Genomic DNA, 22,793 nt, shown 5'->3' with positions numbered 1-22,793 from the left:
TACCGGCGCGCACGGCACGGGCTACGGGCACTCGCGCTCCCGATACCGGCACACCGTTCGGACGCGGCCCCGGTGATCGGGACCCTTCCCGGCAGTTTCCCCTGGCACCGCCCCCGCTGCATCCAGAGCAAACAGCCGGAGGACAGGCGTCCGGACGCCTGGAACGGGCGTCCGGACACGGAAGGAAGCGGGCCGGACACGGAAGGGAGCAGGCCGGACGGGGAAGGGAGCAGGCCGGACGGGGAAGGAAGCGGGCCGGGCGCGGGAGAGAGCGGGCCGGGCGCGGGAGACAGGCAGACGAAGACCGGGCGGCCAGGAACCGGCGCCGAGGACCCGGCGCCACCCGCGCACGCAAAAGCCCCGGACAACCCCTCCAAGGGATCGACCGGGGCTCCCGATCACACCGAACCGCGCCGATCAGGCAGCGGCGACCGCTTCTGCGGGCGCCTTGATGGTCACCCGTCCCGTCGGCACAGCTGCCACCGAAGACACGGAGACGGAATTGAGCCTTGGGCGTACCGGCACAGGTACCGGATCGCTGGCTGCCGCCGACTCGGCCAGTTCAGCCAGGGAAAGTTCGTCGCTCACTTCACGCATGAGCTCGGACATCCGTACGTCAAGCGCGTCGCAAATCGCGGAGAGCAGCTCGGAGGATGCCTCCTTCTGCCCCCGCTCCACCTCGGAGAGATAACCGAGCGAGACCCGGGCGGACGAGGAGACTTCGCGCAGAGTACGGCCTTGGCGCTGGCGCTGCCGACGCAGCACGTCACCAAGCAGGCGACGGAGCAGAATCATCGGTGGCTCCCTCCTCGGACCGCGTAGCCGCATCCTTCACGCCCTACCGTACCGCCTTGTGCTGCGGCCGTGCGGGGAGCGATGTCGTGTTCACTCAGGGCTGCAAACATCAATTCTCCCCGTTCTGTTCCGTATCCTGTGCCCTCACATTTTCACCGAGTTCGCTCACGAGCAGCTTGAGCACGCTCCGTACAGTCTCTCTACGGATGTCCGCCCGTTCGCCGTTCAACCGCAGCGAGGCGACTTTCTCGGTGCCGCAGGGTCCCGAAACCGCGACATGGACCGTTCCGACAGGCTTCCCGTCCTGCGGTTCGGGGCCCGCGACACCGGTGGTCGCGATGCCCCAGTCCGCGCCCAGGACCCGTCGCACCCCGGCCGCCATCCCCCGTGCGACCTCGGGATCGACCGCGCCGCGCTCCGCCAGAAGGGTCCCGTCGACGCCGAGCACGTCCCGCTTCAGGGGTGTGGCGTACGCCGTCACCGAGCCCCGGAAGGACTGCGAGGCACCGGGGACGGAGGTCAGCTCGGCCGCGACCAGCCCGCCGGTCAGCGATTCGGCGACGGCGAGCGTCTCCCCGCGCTCCACGAGCCTCCGCAGCACCAGGGCCGCCGCTGTCACCGCTCGGCCTCCGCGGCACCACGGGCATCAGCGGTGGTACGAGCATCCCCCGTCGCACCCACGACGTCGGAACCGCTCGCGATATCAGCACCGCCGGCCACATGAGACCCGCCGGCCACACCGGCGTGCCCGGCGGCCGCACGCTCGGTGGCGAGGCCCCTGCGGCGCAGGACGACGGCCTGGCGCACGTAGTCCAGCCCGGTGGCGACCGTCAGCACGACGGCGGCCATCATCACCCAGAAGCGCATCGTCGCCAGCGGACCGGTCAGCACCAGAACGTACATGCCGGCCGCGGTGCCCTGCGCCAGCGTCTTTATCTTCCCGCCGCGGCTGGCCGGAATCACCGCATGCCTGATCACCCAGAACCGCATCAGCGTGATCCCGAGCTCACGCGCGAGGATCACCCCGGTGATCCACCACGGAAGATCACCGAGCGAGGAGAGGCAGATCAGCGCCGCGCCCATGATCGCCTTGTCGGCGATCGGGTCGGCGATCTTCCCGAAGTCCGTGACCAGGTTGTACGTACGCGCGAGATGCCCGTCGAACACGTCCGTGATCATGGCGACGGCGAACGCCGCCCAGGCGAAGGCACGCCAGACCGGGTCGTCGCCGCCGTTGTGCAGCAGCAGCAGGACGAAGACGGGGACGAGGAGCAGCCGCAGCATCGTGAGGATGTTGGCGATGTTCCACAGGCTGGCCTGGTTGACGGCCGCAGTACCCAGCTTGCCGCCGCGGACCGGCTTCGCGCCGGAGCCGCCTGCCGCCGATGCCGGGACTCCGGTCATCTGGCCACCTCCGCGAGCTCATGGTGTTCGGCCACCAGGTCCACTCCCTCGGTGCCCACTACCTTTGCCTCGACCATACGGCCCGGTACGAGCCCCTCGCGTGTGGTGAAGACCACCTGTCCATCCGTTTCGGGGGCCTGGTGGGCGGCGCGGCCCACCGCGACCTGGCCGTCCTCCTCGGAGTCGACGGACTCCACGAGCACCTGGAGCGTCTCACCGAGCCGCTCCTCGGCCCGCTGCGAGGTCAGCTCCTCGGCCAGCTGGGAGATGTGCGCCAGCCGCTCGGCGATGACGTCCGCGTCCAGCTTGTTCTCGTAGCCGACCGCTTCGGTGCCCTCCTCGTCGGAGTAACCGAAGACGCCGATGGCGTCCAGCCGCGCTCCGGTGAGGAAGCGTTCCAGCTCCGCGAGGTCGGCCTCGGTCTCGCCGGGGAAGCCCACGATGAAGTTGGACCGGGCACCGGCCTGCGGGGCCTTGCCCCGGATGGTGTCCAGGAGCTCCAGGAAGCGGTCCGTGTCACCGAACCGGCGCATCGCCCTGAGCACACCGGGGGCCGAGTGCTGGAAGGAGAGGTCGAAGTACGGGGCGACCTTCGGGGTCGAGGTGAGTACGTCGATCAGCCCCGGCCGCATCTCGGCGGGCTGGAGGTAGCTGACCCGGATCCGCTCGATCCCCTCGACGTCCGCGAGCTCCGGCAGCAGCGTCTCCAGGAGCCGGATGTCGCCGAGGTCCTTGCCGTAGGAGGTGTTGTTCTCGGAGACGAGCATGACCTCCTTGACGCCCTGCTCGGCCAGCCAGCGGGTCTCCCCCAGGACGTCGGAGGGACGCCGTGAGATGAAGGAGCCGCGGAAGGACGGGATGGCGCAGAAGGAGCACCGGCGGTCGCAGCCGGAGGCGAGCTTGACCGAGGCGACCGGGCTGGTGCCCAGGCGGCGGCGCAGGGGCGCCCGCGGCCCGGAGACCGGGGCGACGCCGTCCGGAAGGTCCGCGGGGGCCGGTGCGGGAGCGGCCTCCTGCGCGTGGCCCGGCAGGGCCACCGCGGCGTCCTGCCGTTCGGCGGGGCTGATCGGCAGGAGCTTGCGCCGGTCGCGCGGGGTGTGCGAGGCGTGGATACCGCCGTTGAGGATGGTCTGGAGCCGGTCGGAGATGTCGGCGTAGTCGTCGAATCCGAGGACTCCGTCCGCCTCCGGCAGGGCCTCGGCGAGGTCCTTGCCGTAGCGCTCGGCCATGCAGCCGACGGCGACCACGGCCTGGGTCCGGCCGTGGTCCTTCAGATCATTGGCTTCGAGCAGGGCGTCGACGGAGTCCTTCTTGGCGGCTTCGACGAAGCCACAGGTGTTGACGACAGCGACATCGGCGTCGGAGGCGTCCTCGACGAGCTCCCAGCCGTCCGCTGCCAAGCGGCCTGCAAGCTCCTCCGAGTCCACCTCGTTACGGGCGCATCCGAGAGTGACAAGGGCGACGGTACGGCGTTCGGGCATGGGCTCAAGACTACTTTGTTGCGGCGCCCGCCCTGCCGTGCAGGGTTGCCCGCTACAGCGAGTAACACGGAATGGGCGCCCGGCACGAGTGCCGGACGCCCATTCCGTGAGGAGCGGAAACCGAGAAGCCGAGCCGACGGCTCAGCCGGCCTCGGGGTCGCCCTTCGTGTACGAGAGCCGTTCGACCTGACCCGGCTCGAACTGGTCCTCGACCTTCTTGCCGTTCACGAAGAGATCGGTCGCCCCGGCGTCGCCGAGGACGAGGTCGATGCGATCGCTGTCCTGGAAGGTCTTGGACTCGCCCTGGAGCAGCAGGCCGTCGAAGAGCAGCCGGCCGTTGTGGTCCTTGGCGGAGATCCAGCTCTTGCCCCGGGTCGCGCTGAGCTTGACCGTCACCTTGTCCCGGGGGGCAGCGGCGATGGCACTCTCGGAGGGCACGGGCTTGGGGTCGGCCGGTTTGCTGGCGGCCGGCTTGCCGGTCTTGTCGGGCGTCGAGCCCTCCGCCACCTGGGCGGTGCTCGGTACCTGCTCGTCGCCGTTGAAGAGCGTGAAGCCGACGAAGCCGACCACGGCGACGATGGCCGCGACCATGGCCGCGGTCCAGTTGGGCCGTCGGGGTTCGGAACGGATGCGTTCCGCCTCGAACAGCGGTGCCGCCGGAGTGGGCACAGGACGGCCGCCGTGTCCGGCGTCGTACTGCTCGACCAGGGGTTCCGGGTCGATATCGACGGCACGGGCGAGCGTACGGATGTGGCCGCGCGCGTACACGTCGCCGCCACAGCGCGAGAAGTCGTCCTCCTCGATCGCGCGCACGATGGGGATGCGCACCCGGGTGGAGCTGCTGACTTCCTCGACCGTCAGACCTGCGGCGATACGAGCCTGCTGAAGCACGCGACCGATCGAAGGCCGGTCGTCTTCGGGGGAGTTGCCGATGGACACGGGGGCGCCTTTCGAGCGTGAGCCACCTGCTGGATGTTCAGTCTAGGGGGGGTACGAAAGGGTGGGGCAACCGGGAGGGACGACTTTGTACGCCATCGGGATCGCCGGACAGCCCCATGGACGGCTCCGCGGCCGGCCTGCGGGGCGGAGCACGGAACTGGACACACTGAGCACTCGACTGAGCAACGGGAGGAGCTGAGGACGGGGTAGGGGACGGAGCCGGAATCCGGGCCGCCGGAACTGCTGATGGAGAAGCATCTACTGTCCCTCCTCCCAAGTTGACGTACGACCCGCCGGAACGGTTGCCTACAAAACCTTTACGGAGCAGTTTCCCCCCGGATCAGCGCCAACACCCCGTCGAGCTCCTCCGGTTTCACCATCACATCGCGCGCCTTGGATCCCTCGCTGGGCCCCACGATGTTGCGGGACTCCATGAGGTCCATCAGCCGTCCGGCCTTGGCGAATCCGACCCGGAGCTTGCGCTGGAGCATCGAGGTCGACCCGAACTGTGTGGAGACGACCAGCTCGGCGGCCTGGCAGAGCAGATCCAGGTCGTCGCCGATGTCCTCGTCGATCTCCTTCTTCTGCTTCGTGCCGACCACGACGTCCTCGCGGAAGACCGGTGCCATCTGGTCCTTGCAGTGCTGGACGATGGCCGCGACCTCGTCCTCGGTGACGAAGGCGCCCTGCATACGGGTGGGCTTGTTCGCCCCCATCGGCAGGAACAGCCCGTCCCCCTTGCCGATGAGCTTTTCGGCACCCGGCTGGTCGAGGATGACGCGGCTGTCGGCGAGCGAGGAGGTCGCGAAGGCCAGCCGGGAGGGCACATTGGCCTTGATCAGACCGGTCACCACGTCGACCGAGGGCCGCTGGGTGGCGAGCACCAGATGGATGCCGGCGGCACGGGCCAGCTGGGTGATGCGGACGATCGAGTCCTCGACGTCACGCGGGGCGACCATCATCAGGTCGGCCAGCTCGTCGACGATGACCAGCAGATACGGGTACGGCGACAGCTCCCGCTCGCTGCCCTCGGGGGCCTTGGCCTTGCCGTTGCGCACGGCGTGGTTGAAGTCGTCGATGTGCCGGTAGCCGTACGCCGCGAGGTCGTCGTAGCGCAGATCCATCTCCCGTACGACCCACTGGAGGGCCTCGGCGGCCTTCTTCGGGTTGGTGATGATCGGCGTGATCAGGTGCGGGATGCCCTCGTACGCGGTGAGCTCGACCCGCTTGGGGTCGACCAGGACCATCCGGACGTCGTCCGGGGTCGCCCGCACCATGACCGAGGTGATCAGACAGTTGATGCAGGAGGACTTGCCGGATCCGGTCGCACCGGCGACCAGGACGTGCGGCATCTTCGCGAGGTTGGCCATCTCGTAGCCGCCCTCGACGTTCTTGCCGAGCGCCACGAGCATCGGGTGGTCGTCCTCCGCCGCGTCCGCGAGGCGCAGTACGTCGCCGAGGTTGACCATCTCGCGGTCGGAGTTGGGGATCTCGATGCCCACCGCGGACTTGCCGGGGATCGGGGAGATGATGCGGACGTCCGGACTGGCGACGGCGTACGCGATGTTCTTGGTGAGCGCGGTGATCCGCTCGACCTTCACGGCCGGCCCCAGCTCGACCTCGTACCGCGTGACCGTCGGGCCGCGGGTGAAGCCGGTGACGGCGGCATCCACCTTGAACTCCGTGAAGACGTTCGTCAGGGAGGCGACGACCACGTCATTTGCGGCGCTGCGGGTCTTCCCCGGCCCGCCGCGCTCCAGCAGGTCGAGCGAGGGCAGCGAGTACGTGATGTCCCCGGAGAGCTGGAGCTGCTCGGCCCGCGCGGGCAGCGGCTGCGAGTGCTCGGGGGCGGGCTTCGTGAGATCCGGTACGCCGCCGGAGAGCGACCCCGCCGTTCCGGCGCCCGGGCCCTTCGCCCCGGCCCGGCCCTTCTCCGCCTCCCGGGCCCCGGGCACGGGGGTGCCCGCGCCCGTACGGTCGCGGTCCCGGTCCACGGAGACGCCCTGGGTCAGGTCGGCGACGAGCGGCGAGGGGGGCATGCCGTTGAGCACGGCGCCGTCGAGCGCCGCGGCGGCGGCCGCGGCGACATCCACGGCGTCCATGGTGCGGTTCATCGCGGGCTGCACGGACGGCTTGCGCGACCGCCCGCGCCGGGAGAGCGCCTCCGACTCGGCGTGGTCCGGGTCGTACTCCGTGTCCGCCTCCGAGCGGCGGCCGGTGCCGCGGCGCGAGCGGCCGGGCAGCGCCTCGCGCCACTGCTCGTCGTAACGGTCGTCGTCGCTCCCGCCGTCCGCGCCGGGCTCGTACGCCGGCTCGACGATGCCCAGCTTGACGCCGAGCGTCCGCAGCCGCTGGGGAATGGCGTTGACGGGGGTGGCCGTGACCACGAGCAGTCCGAACACGGTCAGCAGCACGAGCAGCGGTACGGCGAGGACCTCGCCCATCGTGAACACGAGCGGCTTGGAGGCGGCCCAGCCGATCAGTCCGCCCGCGTCCTGCATCGCCTCGGTGCCGTCCTCGCGGCCCGGCGAGCCGCAGGCGATGTGGACCTGTCCGAGGATACCGATGACGAGTGCGGAGAGCCCGATGACGATCCGGCCGTTGGCCTCCGGCCTCTGCGGGTACAGGATCAGCCGGACGGCGATGGCGCCCAGCAGTATCGGCACGAGCAGATCCAGCCGGCCGAACGCCCCGGTCACCAGCATCTCGACGAGATCGCCGACCGGTCCCCGCAGGCTCGACCAGGTGCCCGCGGCGACGATCAGCGCCAGGCCGAGCAGGAGGAGCGCGAGGCCGTCCTTGCGATGGGCGGGGTCGAGCCCCTTCGCCCCGCGCCCTATCGAGCGGAACAGCGCACCGACGCCGTGCGCGGCACCGAGCCAGACGGCCCGCACGAGCCGGTACACGCCCCCGGTGGGAGACGGTGCGGGCTTGGGCGCGGGCTTCCTGGCGGCGGTCTTCTTCGCGGGCGCCCTTTTCGCCGGCGCCTTCCTGGCGGGCGCGGACGCGGACGCGGACTTCTTCGCCGGGGACTTCGGGGACTTCTTGGCGGGCGCGGCTTTCTTCGCCGGGCCCGCGGTACGGCCGACGCTCTTCGCGGTGCCCGCCGTGCCCTGGGAACCCTTGCCGGACGTACGTGAGGCCATGGGACCGAGGTTACCGTTGCCGACGCCGGTGAACACGCGTGCCTACTGGTTCACCCGACCGTGTCGCCTTACCGGGGCGGGAAACTGACGCGCACTCACCGCGGCGGGCGCCACCCGGCCGCCCTCGGGCAACCGCGAAGCGGCGGACGCCCGTTGCCGTGCGCCCGCCGGGAGTTACGGACCGGTGCTCAGCTCTGCGAGGGCAGGACACCGGCGTTGCCGTTCGCCCCCGGCTCCAGCGCGTCGAGCGCGCGACGCAGCCCGGTGAGCTTGCGTTCGAGGTGGGCGGCGGTCGCCACCGCGCCGGCGTCCGCGGATTCGTCGTCGAGCTGCTTGGACAGCGCTTCCGCCTGCTCCTCGACCGCCGCGAGCCGTGCGGAGAGTTCGGCCAGCAGACCGGCCGGCTCCCTCTCGTGCTCCCCGGCCGCGTGGCCACCGCCTTCGAGCTGGAGCCGCAGCAGTGCGGCCTGCTCGCGGAGCTGGCAGTTCTTCATGTACAGCTCGACGAAGACCGAGACCTTGGCGCGCAGCACCCACGGGTCGAACGGCTTCGAGATGTAGTCCACCGCGCCCGCCGCGTATCCCCGGAAGGTGTGATGGGGACCGTGGTTGATCGCGGTGAGGAAGATGATCGGGATGTCCCGGGTCCGCTCCCGGCGCTTGATGTGCGCGGCGGTCTCGAAACCGTCCATGCCCGGCATCTGGACGTCCAGCAGAATGACCGCGAAGTCGTCCGTGAGCAGCGCTTTGAGCGCTTCCTCCCCTGACGATGCCCGTACCAGTGTCTGATCGAGCGCAGAGAGGATGGCCTCCAGCGCCAGCAGATTCTCCGGCCGGTCATCGACCAGGAGGATCTTGGCCTTCTGCACCATGGCCCGTCCTCCTCGCCCCGGAATCACACCGGGTGCCGCCCCAGGGGACGACTCCCTTACGCCGTCCGTCCTTGTGCCGGTCATGGTAGCCGCACCCCGCCCGTCACCACACCCTGTCACCGCGATGTCACTGTGCACGTAGCGCAAACGCGGTGGGAGACTGGAAGGTTCCCCGAAAAACCCGCACTCACACCCGTTCAGCCACAGTCGGTCAGCAATTCACCGTGATTCATTCACGCCCCGATCACTCTCCGTGCATCCACTGCTCCATGACCGCAAGCAGATGATCAGGGTCGACCGGCTTGGTGACATAGTCGGAAGCACCACAGTCGATGGCCTTCTCCCGGTCACCCTTCATCGCCTTCGCGGTGAGCGCGATGATCGGCAGTCCGGCGAACTGCGGCATCCTGCGGATCGCCGTCGTCGTGGCGTAGCCGTCCATCTCGGGCATCATGATGTCCATCAGTACGACCGTCACATCGTCGTGCTGCTCCAGCACCTCGATGCCCTCCCGGCCGTTCTCCGCGTACAGCACCGAAAGGCCGTGCTGCTCCAGCACGCTGGTGAGCGCGAAGACGTTACGGATGTCGTCGTCGACGATCAGGACCTTCTCACCGCGGAACCGGAACGTCCGCCGTGCCTCCGGCTCCTCCTGGGCTCCCTGGACCCACTCGTCCCGCGCGGCACCCGCACCCGCACCCGCGCCGGCACCGCCACCGGCGCCCGCGCTCGGACGGGCGGGCAGCGCGGGCCGCCGTGCCACGTCACCCAGTGCCTTGCGCCGCCGCCGGAACAGCCCGGCGGAGTTGGCCGGATCACCCAGTGGCGCCTGCTCGGCGCCGCGGACCGCCTCCCCGTGCAGGGCGCTCCCGTCCGTCATGCCAGGGATCTCGATGGGGCCGGGACCCACCTGCGGATAGCCCTGCGGCGGCAGTTCGCTGGCGTGCAGCGGCAGATACAGCGTGAAGGTCGAGCCCCGGCCGGGCTCGCTCGCCGCATGGATCTCACCGCCCAGCAGCCGGGCGATCTCCCGGCTGATGGAGAGACCCAGGCCCGTGCCGCCGTACTTCCGGCTGGTCGTCCCGTCCGCCTGCTTGAACGCCTCGAAGATCACCAGCATCTTGCTGGACGCGATGCCGATCCCGGTGTCCGTGACCGAGAAGGCGATCAGATCGGCGTCCGCGTCCCGCAGCGAACCCGCTTCCAGCAGATGCTCCCGGATCGAGTTCGGCACATCCGCCCCGGCCGGCCGGATCACCAGCTCCACCGCACCGCTGTCGGTGAACTTCACCGCGTTGGACAGCAGGTTGCGCAGCACCTGGAGCAGCCGCTGCTCGTCCGTGTGCAGCGTGGCGGGCAGCTCCGGGGAGACCCGTACCGAGAAGTCGAGCCCCTTCTCCGCGGTGAGCGGGCGGAACGTCGCCTCCACATAGTCGACGAGCTGGACCAGCGCGATCCTGGTCGGGCTGACGTCCATCTTGCCCGCCTCGACCTTCGACAGGTCGAGGATGTCGTTGATCAGCTGGAGCAGATCGGAACCGGCCCCGTGGATCGTCTCGGCGAACTCCACCTGCTTCGGCGAGAGGTTGCCCTCGGCGTTGTCCGCGAGCAGCTTGGCCAGGATCAGCAGCGAGTTGAGCGGGGTACGCAGCTCGTGGGACATGTTCGCCAGGAACTCGGACTTGTAGCGCATCGAGACGGCGAGCTGCTCGGCACGCTCCTCCAGGACCTGCCGGGCCTCTTCGATCTCGGTGTTCTTCACCTCGATGTCGCGGTTCTGCTGGGCCAGCAGTTCGGCCTTCTCCTCCAGTTCGGCGTTGGACGCCTGGAGTGCCTTCTGCCGGTTCTCCAGCTCCTGCGAGCGGTCCCGAAGCTGCTCCGTCAGCTCCTGGGACTGTTCGAGGAGTTTCTCGGTCTTCGTATTGACGCTGATGGTGTTGACGCTCGTCGCGATCATCTCGGCGAGCTGGTTGAGGAAGTCCCGCTGGATGTGCGTGAACGGCTGGAAGGAGGCCAGCTCGATCACACCGAGGACCTTGCCCTCGAACAGCACCGGCAGCACGATCACATGCGCGGGCGGCGCCTCGCCGAGCCCGGAGGAGATCTTCAGATAGCCGGGCGGCACGTTGTCCACCTGGATCGTGCGCTTCTCCTCGGCCGCCGTGCCGATCAGCGTCTCGCCGGGACGGAAGGAGGTCGGCATCGAACCCGCCGAATATCCGTAACTGCCGCGCATACGCAGCTCGTACAGGCTCTCCGCGTCACTGTCCGAACCGACCTCGCCCGTGTCGCCCGGCGCCATGGCCAGGAAGAACGCGCCGTGCTGCGCGGAGACGACCGGGGTCAGCTCGCTCATGATCAACGAGGCGACGTCGTCCAGATCGCGACGGCCCTGCATCAGACCGGAGATCCGGGCCAGGTTGCCCTTGAGCCAGTCCTGTTCCTTGTTGGCGAGCGTGGTGTCACGCAGGTTGGCGATCATCGTGTTGACGTTGTCCTGCAGCACCTGGATCTCGCCGGCCGCGTCCACGTCGATCTTGAGGTTCAGATCGCCGCGCGTCACCGCCGTGGCAACGGCCGCGATGGCACGCACCTGACGGGTCAGGTTCCCGGCCATCTCGTTCACCGATTCGGTGAGGTCGCGCCAGGTACCGTTGACGTCCCGGACGCGGGCCTGACCGCCCAACTGCCCCTCCGTGCCCACCTCGCGGGCCACGCGGGTGACTTCCTCGGCGAACGAGGACAGCTGGTCGACCATCGTATTGATGGTGTTCTTCAGCTCCTGGATCTCACCGCGCGCATCGATGTCGATCTTCTTGGTGAGATCTCCCCTGGCGATCGCCGTGGTGACCGTGGCGATCTGGCGCACCTGGCCGGTCAGGTTGGAGGCCATCGAGTTCACGGACTCGGTGAGGTCCTTCCACGTACCAGCGACGCCCGGCACCCTGGCCTGTCCGCCCAGCGCGCCCTCGGTACCCACCTCGCGGGCCACTCGCGTCACCTCGTCGGCGAACGAGGAAAGCGTCGTGACCATCGTGTTGACGGTGTCGGCGAGTTCGGCCACCTCACCGCGCGCCTCGACGGTCACCTTCTTCGTCAGATCGCCGTTCGCGACCGCGGACGAGACCCGGGAGATGTTGCGCACCTGGCTGGTGAGATTGCTGGCCATCAGGTTGACGTTGTCACTGAGGTCCTTCCAGATGCCGGTCGCACCGCGCACCCGGGCCTGGCCTCCGAGGATGCCCTCGGTGCCCACTTCCCTGGCGACCCGGGTCACCTCGTCGGCGAAGTTCAGCAGCTGGTCGACCATCGTGTTGACCGTCGTCACCAGTTCGAGCATCTCGCCCTTGGCGTCCACGGTGATCTTCTTGGAGAGATCACCCTTGGCGACCGCGGTGGTGACTTCGGCGATGTTGCGGACCTGAAGGGTCAGGTTGTTCGCCATGCCGTTGACGGACTGGGTGAGGTCCTTCCAGGTACCGGACACGCCCTGCACCTCGGCCTGGCCGCCGAGAATGCCTTCGGTACCCACCTCACGGGCGACCCGGGTGACCTGCTCCGCGAAGTTGGAGAGCTGGTCGACCATGGTGTTGAGGGTGTTCTTCAGCTCAAGGATCTCGCCCCGGGCGTCCACATCGATCTTCTGCGACAGGTCACCGCGCGCCACCGCCGTGGCGACCTGCGCGATGTTACGGACCTGGGCGGTGAGGTTCCCCGCCATGCCGTTCACCGAGTCGGTCAGATCGCGCCACACGCCCGCCACCCCGGGCACCTGCGCCTGCCCGCCGAGCCGTCCGTCCGTGCCCACCTCACGGGCGACCCGGGTCACCTGCTCGGCGAAGGCGGAGAGCTGGTCGACCATCGTGTTGATGGTGTTCTTCAGCTCAAGGATCTCGCCCCGGGCGTCCACATCGATCTTCTGCGACAGGTCGCCCCGCGCCACCGCCGTGGTCACCTGGGCGATCTGGCGTACCTGCGAGGTCAGGTTCCCCGCCATGAAGTTGACGGAGTCGGTGAGTTCCTTCCACGTTCCCAGGACGCCGTCGACCCGCGCCTGGCCGCCGAGACGGCCCTCCGTGCCCACGTCCCGCGCCATCCGCGTCACCTGGTCGGCGAAGGACGAGAGCTGCGCCACCATCGTGTTGACGGTGTTCTTCAGTTCCAGCATCTCGCCCGCGACATCGACGGTGACCTTCTGCGACAGGTCCCCGTTGGCGACCGCGGTGGTCACCTGCGCGATGTCCCGCACCTGACCGGTCAGGTTCCGGAACGCGGTGTTCACCGAGTCCGTGAGGTCCTTCCAGGTCCCCGCCGCCCCCGGGACCTCGGCCTGACCGCCGAGCCGGCCCTCGACGCCGACCTCCCGGGCGACCCGGGTCACCTCCGAACCGAACGACTGCAGCTGGTCCACCATCGTGTTGACGGTGTTCTTGAGCTCCAGCATCTCGCCGGCCACATCGACGGTGACCTTCTGGGTCATGTCACCGCTGGCCACCGCCGTGGTCACCTGCGCGATGTCGCGCACCTGGGTCGTCAGGTTCCGGAAGACCGTGTTCACCGAATCGGTGAGGTCCTTCCACGTTCCCGCCGCGCCCGGCACCTGGGCCTGCCCGCCCAGCAGCCCCTCACCACCGACCTCGCTGGCCACACGCGTCACTTCGTCCGCGAAGGTGCGCAGCGTCTCGGTCATCTGGTTGATCGTCTCGGCCAGTTGCGCCACCTCGCCGCGGGCGCTCACCGTGACCTTCTGCGACAGGTCGCCGTTGGCGACCGCCGTCGTCACCTCCGCGATACCGCGCACCTGGGAGGTGAGGTTGCCCGCCATCGTGTTGACGGAGTCGGTGAGGTCCTTCCACACCCCGGCCACACCCGGCACCGTCGCCTGACCGCCGAGCTCACCCTCCGTACCCACCTCACGGGCGACACGGGTCACCTCGGAGGAGAACGAGGACAGCTGGTCGACCATCGTGTTGACGGTGTTCTTCAGCTGGAGCATCTCACCGGCCACATGGACGGTGACCTTCCGTGACAGATCACCCTTGGCGACCGCCGTCGTCACCAGAGCGATGTCCCGCACCTGGGCCGTCAGCCGGTACGCCATGGTGTTCACGGAGTCCGTGAGGTCCTTCCAGGACCCGGACATCCCGCGCACCTGGGCCTGCCCGCCGAGCTTGCCCTCGGTCCCGACCTCGACCGCGACCCGGGTCACCTGCTCGGTGAACGCGGACAGCTGATCGACCAGGTTGTTGACCGTACGGGCGACCTTCAGGAACTCGCCGCGCAGCGGCCGTACCGTTTCGTCCGCCGTGTGCGAGCGCAGTTCCATCCGCTGTTCGAGGTCACCGTCGGCGATCGCCGCGAGCACCCGTCCGACCTCGGAGACCGGTCGCGAGAGATCGTCGACCAGCTCGTTGGAGGCATCGATGGCGGCCGCCCAGGAGCCTTCGCAGGCCCCTGTCTCCAGGCGCTCCGTGAGCTTTCCCTCACGGCCCACCACGCGCCGTACGCGTGCCAGCTCACCGGTGAGATGGAGATTCCGGTCGGCGACCTCGTTGAAGACCGCCGCGATCTCCGTCATCACGCCATCGCCCGAGACGGTCAGCCGCCTGCGGAAGTTGCCGTCCCGCATCGCCACGAGGGCCGCGAGCAGTCTGTTCAGAGCTGCCGCGTCCACATCGATGGTCCCATTGCGCTGTTTTTTCACGGACTGTCCGCCTTTTGTGCGCGTTGCTGAACCCCGCGCCGCCACGCCAGACTCCACCGTGTCCCTCCCGCAGGGTTTGACCGTATCGCTCGGGCCTATCCGGAAGCTTGCCCAGTTCTACTTTGACTCACCGCCACTGCACACCGTTGACGGGTGACCATGCGGACGTCAAATCGTTGAAACGTACCAGGCCGGAACTGGTCGGGGTGGAAGCTCCAATGGACGCCGCACAACCGCCCCTTGGGGAACCCATGGTTGTGCGCCCGCGCACAACTGCCGGGGCATCCCGTACCGAAGTCGGCCCTCGTGTACCCGGGACAGTGAACGAGCGTCTAGCCTGGCAAGCGAATCGAAGCGGCGAGAAACGGGCACAGGACTCGGGGAAGCGACGAGACACCATATGGGGAGTGCTGTGATCACCGCGCGCGCGGCTGCCACCTTCGACCCGGTCGGGCGCTCTGTCGCGACCGCCCGCGCCTTTGTCCGTGACACCCTCCAGGGGTGGGGCTACACCGATGTCGTCGACGACGCGGTCGTCCTCACCAGCGAGCTCGTGACCAACGCCGTCGTCCACGCGGGAACCGCCGCCGACGTCCTGTGTCTGCGCACCGAGGACGGCGTACGCGTCGAGGTCTCCGACCACTATCCGGAGCGCGAGGTCCCGCTCCAGAGCAGCGGCCTGGACTACGGCAGCCCCGACCGTGAGAGCGGCCGGGGTCTGCTGCTCTGCGCCGCGCTCGCCGCCCGCTGGGGCGTCGAGTACACCCCGACGCGCAAGCACGTCTGGTTCCAGCTCGACCTCCCCGAGCGGCCGGTGGGCATCCGCTCCGCGGGCCCGCTCCTGCCCACGGCGCTCCTCCCGGTCACCGACGAACGCGTACGGGTCGCCGTCGTGCAGATCGACGGCTCCGGCTCCATCTCCGCGTGGAACGACGACGCCGCGTTCCTCTTCGGTCACACGGCCGAGCAGGTCACCGGAAAGCAGCTCACCGACTTCGCGGCCTGGCCGCACACCCCCGGCACCAACACCGGCATCGCCGACGCGCTCCAGCTCTCCCGCTGGGAGGGCAGCTACGGAATCCGCGGCTCCGACGGCCGGGTCATCCCGGTCTACGCCTCACATCTGCGGGTGCGCGACACCGAGGGCGAGCCCTCCACCGTCTGTCTCCTCGTCCGCGACTACGAACGTGCCGTCCTGCAGTCCCCGGTACGCGCCCCCGTCTCGGACACGGCCCACGAGAACCGCGCCGCGGACCCCTTCGAGGTCTTCATCGGCTCCCCCGCCCCCGACGACCTCGACGGCCTGCTCCAGCGCACCGTCGAACGGGCCCGGGACATGCTCGACGCCGACGCCGCCTTCCTCCTGCTGGCCACCGACGACGAGACCGAACTGGAGGTCCGGGCCACGACCGGCCTCCCCTCGGCCCGCCAGCGCTTCGCCCGGGTCCCCGTCGAAGCCGGAACGGGACGCTACGGCTCCGCCCGGATGCCCGCCGTCCATGAGGACCTCACCGCGGTCCCCGGCGCCGTCCCCCTGCTCGGCGACACCGGAATGCGCTCCGTCGTCACCGTCCCGCTGAAGGTCGAGGGCCGCCTCACCGGCTCCCTCGGCGTCGCGGCCGAAGCGGCGGGCCGCTACTCCAACGAGGAGGCGCTGCGTCTCCAGTTCGCCGCCGACCGCATCGCGCTCGCCGTCGAATCCGCCCGCCTGGGCGAACTGGAACGTCTGCGCCGCGGCTCCCTGTCCTTCCTCGTCGAGGCCTCCGACCTGCTCGCCGGCACCCTGGACCGGGACCAGACCCTGGCGCTCATGGCCCAGATGACGGTCCCCACGCTCGCCACCTGGTGCGCCGTCTACACCATCGCGGACCAGGCCTCGGAGCCGTACCTCTCCTATGTCCTCCACGAGGACGAGGACCTCATCGACGGCCTCAAGGCCCTGCTGTCCAAGATCGACCCGCCGGAACCCGTGCCGACCCCCGGCGCACGTGTCTGGGCCGCACCGTCCGAGGCCGCCCACCGGGCGGCGCTGAGCACCTCGATGCGCAGCCTCGACCACGACGCGCCCCTGAGCATGGGCATGGCCACCCGCACCACACTCGCCACCGCCTCGGCCGTGGGCGGCGAGACCGTCGTGCTCCCGCTGGTCGCCCGCAACCGCGTCATCGGCATGCTCACGCTCGGGAAACCCTCCGACGACCACTTCCGCCAGGAGATCCTCGAACTGGCCGAGGACCTCTCGCGCCGCGCCGCACTCGCCCTGGACAACGCCCGCCTGTACTCGGAGCGCATGGCGATCAGCCAGTCCCTGCAGCGCAGCCTGCTGCCACCGGGCCTCCCCGACGTACCCAATGTCGAGATCGAGGTCATCTACCGCGCGGCGGGCGAGGGCAATGAGGTCGGCGGCGACTTCTACGACGTCTTCCCGATCCGCGACGGCGCGTACGGCTTCGCCATCGGCGATGTGTGCGGTACGGGCCCGGAAGCCGCGGCCGTCACCGGTCTGGCCCGCCACGCCCTGCGTCTGCTGGCCCGCGAGGGCTTCGGCGGCCCGGCCGTGCTGGAACGCCTCAACGCCGCCATCCTCGACGAGGGCGCACGCAGCCGCTTCCTCACGCTCCTGTACGGCGAGCTGTGGCCCCAGGAGGACGGCAGCGCGCTGCTGAAGGTGGTGTGCGCGGGACACCCCCTCCCGCTGCGTCTGCGCCAGGACGGCTCCGTCGAGGCCGCCGCCGAGCCGCAGGCGCTGCTCGGCGTCATCGAGGACCTCGAACTGTACGAGCAGGAGGTCACCCTCGACCCGGGCGACGTCCTGCTGTGTGTGACCGACGGCGTCACCGAGCGCCGCGAGGGCGCCCGCATGCTCGGCGACGACGGCCTCGCGGACGTCCTCGCCACCTGTACGGGCCTGACGGCCGGCGCGGTCGCCGCCCGGATCCTGCGCGCCGTCGAACGCTTCGCGGCCGAGCCGGCCTCCGACGACATGGCCATCCTGGCCATGCGTGTCCCCGAACCCCCGCTCGTCTGACGAACAGGCCCCGGGCACGGCTCAGCGAGCGAACGGGCCGTCCAGCGCGGCCCACTGGAGCAGCATGATGGTCTTCGCGTCGGCGATCGAGCCGTCGCGGATCATCGTGAGCGCCCGTGCGAAGGGCAGCTCCACCGTGCTGATGTCCTCGCCCTCGGCGGCGATCCCGCCTCCGCCGCCGGTCGCGGTCGCGGGGGTGTACGGGGCGGCGAAGAAGTGCAGCCGCTCGGTGACGGAGCCGGGGCTCATATAGACGTCGAAGACACGCTCGGCCGCGCCCACGGTGTGTCCCGTCTCCTCGGCGGCCTCCCTGCGGATGGCCTCCTCGGGGCTGTCCCCGTCCAGCAGGCCTGCCGCCGTTTCGAGGAGCATCCCGTCCGGGTGGCCGTTGACATAGGCCGGGAGACGGAACTGGCGCGTCAGCAGCACGGTACGGCGGTCGGCGTCGTACAGCAGGATGGTGGCGCCGTCGCCCCGGTCGTAGGTCTCACGCTGCTCCCGGCTCCAGTGCCCGTCGCTGTGCTGGTAGTCGAAGGTGCTCCTGCGCAGGACGTACCAGTCGCAGGAGAGCACTTCCACGTCGAGGATCCGCACCTGCGGATTGCCGGTCAGGTCCCGGCCGTGCCGGTCCAGGCCGGTACGGCCGCGGCGGTCCGGGGTGTCGATGCCGACGGTCATCGTGCCCCCGCGGCACGGTCGGGGCCCGTCGGCGGGTGGGGAAGAGCGTTCATGGCAGCACCTCGATGGCGATGGCGATGGGGCGGGGTCCGGGTGGGGCGTCAGGCGAGATGGACGGGGACGCCGGCCTCCCGCAGAGCGTTCAGGGTGTACGGGCCGTTCGGATGGGTCTCACCGTCCTCGGCGCCCGTGTCGGTGACGAAGCCGTCCACGACTCCGAGAGGGGCGACCTGGCTGAACGCCCGCACCCCGAGCTTGGTGGCATCGGCCACGGCGACGGTACGGGTGGCCTGGGCGAGCCCGGCCTGCTTGACGGCGGCGTCGTCGAGGGAGAACTCCGACCAGCCGTGCTCGGCGTGCACTCCGCCGATGGACATGATGAAACAGTCGAAGGCCAGCGACTCCAGCGTGCGCAGAGCCAACGGGCCCACCAAGGACCGTTCTCCGGGCCGTGAGCGCCCGCCGACGACGAGCAGATCGATACCGGGCCGGTCCGCCAGGCACACGGCCGCCTGAAGGCTCAGCACCGTCACCGTCAGCGGCCCCCGGGCGGCGAGGTGCTCCGCCACGTGCACGGTCGTGGTCCCCGCGTCCAGCAGCACCCGGGACCCCGGCTCGACCATCGCGGCCACCCGGGCACCCAGCCGGTCCTTGGTGGCGGCCTGCCAGCCTTCCCGCGCGACAAAGCCCGCGCCTTCTTCCCTCGCCCTGGTGGCGACGGCACCACCATGCACCCGGCGTACGAGGTCCTGGCGCTCCAGCGCGTCGAGGTCCCGGCGGACCGTCATCTCAGAGACCCCGAGCCGCTGGGAGAGCTCGGCAACGGAGACACGGTCAGCGGCGCCCTGCACCAGCCGCAGAGTCAGGTCCAGACGATCGGCAACACTCATGAACTCTTTTTACCATGCGAGTGTTCGTTTGAACGTCAGCATGTGAGATTGATGTCGATGGAATGGCCGAACACATAAACGCAAGAAAGGCCCCCGCCTGACGGCGAGAGCCTTTCTTCTACTGGAGCCCCAATGCGGAATCGAACCGCAGACCTTCTCCTTACCATGGAGACGCTCTACCGACTGAGCTATTGGGGCCTGTCGCGCTGTGGCAACGAGGTAAAGCATACCCTGGATCCGGGGGTGTTCATAACCATCGGAAGAACCGATTCCCGCAGGCCTCCACCAGCTCCCCCCGCTTCCCCGCCGGCCACCGCACCCGCACCCGCACCCGCACCCGCACCCGCACGGGAACGGAAAGGAACGGCACAAGGAGCCTGGGCGAACGGGAGGGCATTCGGAGTTGAAGGGTGAACGCAGAAAAGCCCCGTACCTTGCGGTACGGGGCTTTCCCGGAAAAATTGTTCGGCGGCGTCCTACTCTCCCACAGGGTCCCCCCTGCAGTACCATCGGCGCTGAAAGGCTTAGCTTCCGGGTTCGGAATGTAACCGGGCGTTTCCCTAACGCAATGACCACCGAAACACTATGAAATTAACCAACACCGGAACACACACGGCCGTTCGTTATTTCAGAACTAACACAGTGGACGCGAGCAACTGAGGACAAGCCCTCGGCCTATTAGTACCAGTCAGCTCCACCCGTTACCGGGCTTCCACATCTGGCCTATCAACCCAGTCGTCTACTGGGAGCCTTAACCCTTCAAGAGGGTGGGAATACTCATCTCGAAGCAGGCTTCCCGCTTAGATGCTTTCAGCGGTTATCCTTTCCGAACGTAGCCAACCAGCCATGCCCTTGGCAGGACAACTGGCACACCAGAGGTTCGTCCGTCCCGGTCCTCTCGTACTAGGGACAGCCCTTCTCAATATTCCTACGCGCACAGCGGATAGGGACCGAACTGTCTCACGACGTTCTAAACCCAGCTCGCGTACCGCTTTAATGGGCGAACAGCCCAACCCTTGGGACCGACTCCAGCCCCAGGATGCGACGAGCCGACATCGAGGTGCCAAACCATCCCGTCGATATGGACTCTTGGGGAAGATCAGCCTGTTATCCCCGGGGTACCTTTTATCCGTTGAGCGACAGCGCTTCCACAAGCCACTGCCGGATCACTAGTCCCGACTTTCGTCCCTGCTCGACCCGTCGGTCTCACAGTCAAGCTCCCTTGTGCACTTACACTCAACACCTGATTGCCAACCAGGCTGAGGGAACCTTTGGGCGCCTCCGTTACTCTTTAGGAGGCAACCGCCCCAGTTAAACTACCCATCAGACACTGTCCCTGATCCGGATCACGGACCCAGGTTAGACATCCAGCACGACCAGAGTGGTATTTCAACGACGACTCCACAACCACTGGCGTGGCCGCTTCAAAGTCTCCCACCTATCCTACACAAGCCGAACCGAACACCAATATCAAACTATAGTAAAGGTCCCGGGGTCTTTCCGTCCTGCTGCGCGAAACGAGCATCTTTACTCGTAGTGCAATTTCACCGGGCCTATGGTTGAGACAGTCGAGAAGTCGTTACGCCATTCGTGCAGGTCGGAACTTACCCGACAAGGAATTTCGCTACCTTAGGATGGTTATAGTTACCACCGCCGTTTACTGGCGCTTAAGTTCTCAGCTTCGCACACCCGAAAGTGCACTAACCGGTCCCCTTAACGTTCCAGCACCGGGCAGGCGTCAGTCCGTATACATCGCCTTACGGCTTCGCACGGACCTGTGTTTTTAGTAAACAGTCGCTTCTCGCTGGTCTCTGCGGCCACCCCCAGCTCACCGAGTAAATCGGATCACCAGTGATGGCCCCCCTTCTCCCGAAGTTACGGGGGCATTTTGCCGAGTTCCTTAACCATAGTTCACCCGAACGCCTCGGTATTCTCTACCTGACCACCTGAGTCGGTTTAGGGTACGGGCCGCCATGAAACTCGCTAGAGGCTTTTCTCGACAGCATAGGATCATCCACTTCACCACAATCGGCTCGGCATCAGGTCTCACCCTTATACGTGTGACGGATTTGCCTACCACACGGGCTACACCCTTACCCCGGGACAACCACCGCCCGGGCTGGACTACCTTCCTGCGTCACCCCATCGCTTACCTACTACAAGTCTGGTTCATCGGCTCCACCACTACCCTCAACTCCGAAGAGATCGGGCCGGCTTCACGGACTTAGCATCGCCTGATTCAGTACTGGGCGTTTCAAAGCGGGTACCGGAATATCAACCGGTTGTCCATCGACTACGCCTGTCGGCCTCGCCTTAGGTCCCGACTTACCCTGGGCAGATCAGCTTGACCCAGGAACCCTTAGTCAATCGGCGCACACGTTTCTCACGTGTGTATCGCTACTCATGCCTGCATTCTCACTCGTGAACCGTCCACAACTCGCTTCCGCGGCTGCTTCACCCGGCACACGACGCTCCCCTACCCATCCCAGCCCCCGTTGGGGGTACATGCTGGAATGACACGACTTCGGCGGTACGCTTGAGCCCCGCTACATTGTCGGCGCGGAATCACTTGACCAGTGAGCTATTACGCACTCTTTCAAGGGTGGCTGCTTCTAAGCCAACCTCCTGGTTGTCTCTGCGACTCCACATCCTTTCCCACTTAGCGTACGCTTAGGGGCCTTAGTCGATGCTCTGGGCTGTTTCCCTCTCGACCATGGAGCTTATCCCCCACAGTCTCACTGCCGTGCTCTCACTTACCGGCATTCGGAGTTTGGCTAAGGTCAGTAACCCGGTAGGGCCCATCGCCTATCCAGTGCTCTACCTCCGGCAAGAAACACACGACGCTGCACCTAAATGCATTTCGGGGAGAACCAGCTATCACGGAGTTTGATTGGCCTTTCACCCCTAACCACAGGTCATCCCCCAGGTTTTCAACCCTGGTGGGTTCGGTCCTCCACGAAGTCTTACCTCCGCTTCAACCTGCCCATGGCTAGATCACTCCGCTTCGGGTCTTGAGCGCGCTACTAAATCGCCCTATTCGGACTCGCTTTCGCTACGGCTTCCCCACACGGGTTAACCTCGCAACACACCGCAAACTCGCAGGCTCATTCTTCAAAAGGCACGCAGTCACGACTGACAGCACAAGTGCTGCCAGCGACGCTCCCACGGCTTGTAGGCACACGGTTTCAGGTACTATTTCACTCCGCTCCCGCGGTACTTTTCACCATTCCCTCACGGTACTATCCGCTATCGGTCACCAGGGAATATTTAGGCTTAGCGGGTGGTCCCGCCAGATTCACACGGGATTTCTCGGGCCCCGTGCTACTTGGGTGTCTCTTAAACGAGCCGTTAATGTTTCAGCTACGGGGGTCTTACCCTCTACGCCGGACCTTTCGCATGTCCTTCGCCTACATCAACGGTTTCTGACTCGTCTCACAGCCGGCAGACCGTGAAAAAGAGATCCCACAACCCCGCATGCGCAACCCCTGCCGGGTATCACACGCATACGGTTTGGCCTCATCCAGTTTCGCTCGCCACTACTCCCGGAATCACGGTTGTTTTCTCTTCCTGAGGGTACTGAGATGTTTCACTTCCCCTCGTTCCCTCCACACTGCCTATGTGTTCAGCAGCGGGTGACAGCCCATGACGACTGCCGGGTTTCCCCATTCGGAAACCCCCGGATCAAAGCTTGGTTGACAGCTCCCCGGGGACTATCGTGGCCTCCCACGTCCTTCATCGGTTCCTGGTGCCAAGGCATCCACCGTGCGCCCTTAAAAACTTGGCCACAGATGCTCGCGTCCACTGTGCAGTTCTCAAACAACGACCAGCCACCCATCACCCCACCCATACAGGTGAG

11 protein-coding genes, 1 tRNA gene and 2 rRNA genes are annotated in these 22,793 nt (G+C 67.5%); 1 reads left to right on the top strand and 13 read right to left on the bottom strand.

The window, feature by feature from the left end; translation table 11 throughout:
* Nucleotides 1–417: 417 nt before the first annotated feature.
* The 8 genes from OHA98_RS10380 to OHA98_RS10345 all read right to left on the bottom strand — a co-directional run bounded on the left by OHA98_RS10380 (nucleotide 418) and on the right by OHA98_RS10345 (nucleotide 14,341).
* On the bottom strand, nucleotides 418–795 hold the full coding sequence (locus OHA98_RS10380) for a helix-turn-helix domain-containing protein (RefSeq protein WP_266924510.1): 378 nt from the start codon (nucleotides 793–795) through the stop codon (nucleotides 418–420).
* Between the two features lie 109 nt (nucleotides 796–904).
* The gene (locus OHA98_RS10375; protein WP_266924508.1) at nucleotides 905–1,414 is read right to left on the bottom strand and encodes a CinA family protein; all 510 of its coding nucleotides are present in this window, start codon (nucleotides 1,412–1,414) and stop codon (nucleotides 905–907) included.
* A complete protein-coding gene (gene pgsA / locus OHA98_RS10370; RefSeq protein ID WP_266924506.1) occupies nucleotides 1,411–2,199 on the bottom strand; it encodes a CDP-diacylglycerol--glycerol-3-phosphate 3-phosphatidyltransferase in 789 nt (262 codons plus the stop codon). Before pgsA ends, OHA98_RS10375 begins: the two co-directional genes overlap by 4 nt.
* Nucleotides 2,196–3,680, bottom strand: coding sequence for a 30S ribosomal protein S12 methylthiotransferase RimO (rimO, locus tag OHA98_RS10365; RefSeq protein ID WP_266924504.1), 1,485 nt, complete (start codon nucleotides 3,678–3,680; stop codon nucleotides 2,196–2,198). Before rimO ends, pgsA begins: the two co-directional genes overlap by 4 nt.
* Before the next feature lie 141 nt (nucleotides 3,681–3,821).
* A complete protein-coding gene (locus tag OHA98_RS10360; protein ID WP_266924502.1) occupies nucleotides 3,822–4,619 on the bottom strand; it encodes a helix-turn-helix domain-containing protein in 798 nt (265 codons plus the stop codon).
* Between the two features lie 317 nt (nucleotides 4,620–4,936).
* Nucleotides 4,937–7,765, bottom strand: coding sequence for a DNA translocase FtsK (locus OHA98_RS10355; protein ID WP_266924500.1), 2,829 nt, complete (start codon nucleotides 7,763–7,765; stop codon nucleotides 4,937–4,939).
* A 188-nt stretch (nucleotides 7,766–7,953) separates the two neighbouring features.
* The gene (locus OHA98_RS10350) at nucleotides 7,954–8,637 is read right to left on the bottom strand and encodes a response regulator (RefSeq protein WP_266924498.1); all 684 of its coding nucleotides are present in this window, start codon (nucleotides 8,635–8,637) and stop codon (nucleotides 7,954–7,956) included.
* Nucleotides 8,638–8,881: 244 nt separating this feature from the next.
* Nucleotides 8,882–14,341: a HAMP domain-containing protein gene (locus OHA98_RS10345; protein ID WP_266924496.1), complete on the bottom strand. Its 5,460-nt coding sequence runs from the start codon at nucleotides 14,339–14,341 to the stop codon at nucleotides 8,882–8,884.
* Between the two features lie 400 nt (nucleotides 14,342–14,741).
* On the opposite strand from OHA98_RS10345, the gene OHA98_RS10340 reads away from it, so the two are divergent.
* A complete protein-coding gene (locus OHA98_RS10340) occupies nucleotides 14,742–17,369 on the top strand; it encodes a SpoIIE family protein phosphatase (protein ID WP_266924494.1) in 2,628 nt (875 codons plus the stop codon).
* Between the two features lie 21 nt (nucleotides 17,370–17,390).
* Here OHA98_RS10340 and OHA98_RS10335 read toward each other — a convergent pair whose 3' ends face one another.
* The 5 genes from OHA98_RS10335 to OHA98_RS10315 all read right to left on the bottom strand — a co-directional run bounded on the left by OHA98_RS10335 (nucleotide 17,391) and on the right by OHA98_RS10315 (nucleotide 22,721).
* Nucleotides 17,391–18,047, bottom strand: a complete 657-nt coding sequence (locus tag OHA98_RS10335; protein WP_266924492.1) for an NUDIX domain-containing protein — start codon at nucleotides 18,045–18,047, stop codon at nucleotides 17,391–17,393.
* Between the two features lie 101 nt (nucleotides 18,048–18,148).
* A complete protein-coding gene (locus tag OHA98_RS10330; RefSeq protein ID WP_266924490.1) occupies nucleotides 18,149–18,937 on the bottom strand; it encodes a DeoR/GlpR family DNA-binding transcription regulator in 789 nt (262 codons plus the stop codon).
* Between the two features lie 122 nt (nucleotides 18,938–19,059).
* Nucleotides 19,060–19,135: transfer RNA gene (locus tag OHA98_RS10325), tRNA-Thr, on the bottom strand.
* A gap of 265 nt (nucleotides 19,136–19,400) precedes the next feature.
* Nucleotides 19,401–19,517: ribosomal RNA gene (gene rrf, locus OHA98_RS10320) — 5S ribosomal RNA — on the bottom strand.
* Between the two features lie 78 nt (nucleotides 19,518–19,595).
* Nucleotides 19,596–22,721: ribosomal RNA gene (locus OHA98_RS10315) — 23S ribosomal RNA — on the bottom strand.
* Nucleotides 22,722–22,793 lie beyond the last annotated feature (72 nt).

Source organism: Streptomyces sp. NBC_00654, from assembly GCF_026341775.1.
Classification (GTDB): Bacteria; Actinomycetota; Actinomycetes; order Streptomycetales; family Streptomycetaceae; genus Streptomyces.
The sequence above is the reverse complement of the archived record's forward strand: the minus strand, read 5'-3'. Positions and strand labels throughout refer to the sequence as shown.

What these genes read in the sequence shown, in the direction of transcription:
- OHA98_RS10380 (WP_266924510.1), bottom strand. Translation starts at nt 795, where the DNA reads ATGATTCTGCTCCGTCGCCTGCTTGGTGACGTGCTGCGTCGGCAGCGC.
- pgsA (WP_266924506.1), bottom strand. Translation starts at nt 2,199, where the DNA reads ATGACCGGAGTCCCGGCATCGGCGGCAGGCGGCTCCGGCGCGAAGCCG.
- rimO (WP_266924504.1), bottom strand. Translation starts at nt 3,680, where the DNA reads ATGCCCGAACGCCGTACCGTCGCCCTTGTCACTCTCGGATGCGCCCGT.
- OHA98_RS10355 (WP_266924500.1), bottom strand. Translation starts at nt 7,765, where the DNA reads ATGGCCTCACGTACGTCCGGCAAGGGTTCCCAGGGCACGGCGGGCACC.
- OHA98_RS10350 (WP_266924498.1), bottom strand. Translation starts at nt 8,637, where the DNA reads ATGGTGCAGAAGGCCAAGATCCTCCTGGTCGATGACCGGCCGGAGAAT.
- OHA98_RS10340 (WP_266924494.1), top strand. Translation starts at nt 14,742, where the DNA reads ATGGGGAGTGCTGTGATCACCGCGCGCGCGGCTGCCACCTTCGACCCG.
- OHA98_RS10335 (WP_266924492.1), bottom strand. Translation starts at nt 18,047, where the DNA reads ATGACCGTCGGCATCGACACCCCGGACCGCCGCGGCCGTACCGGCCTG.
- OHA98_RS10330 (WP_266924490.1), bottom strand. Translation starts at nt 18,937, where the DNA reads ATGAGTGTTGCCGATCGTCTGGACCTGACTCTGCGGCTGGTGCAGGGC.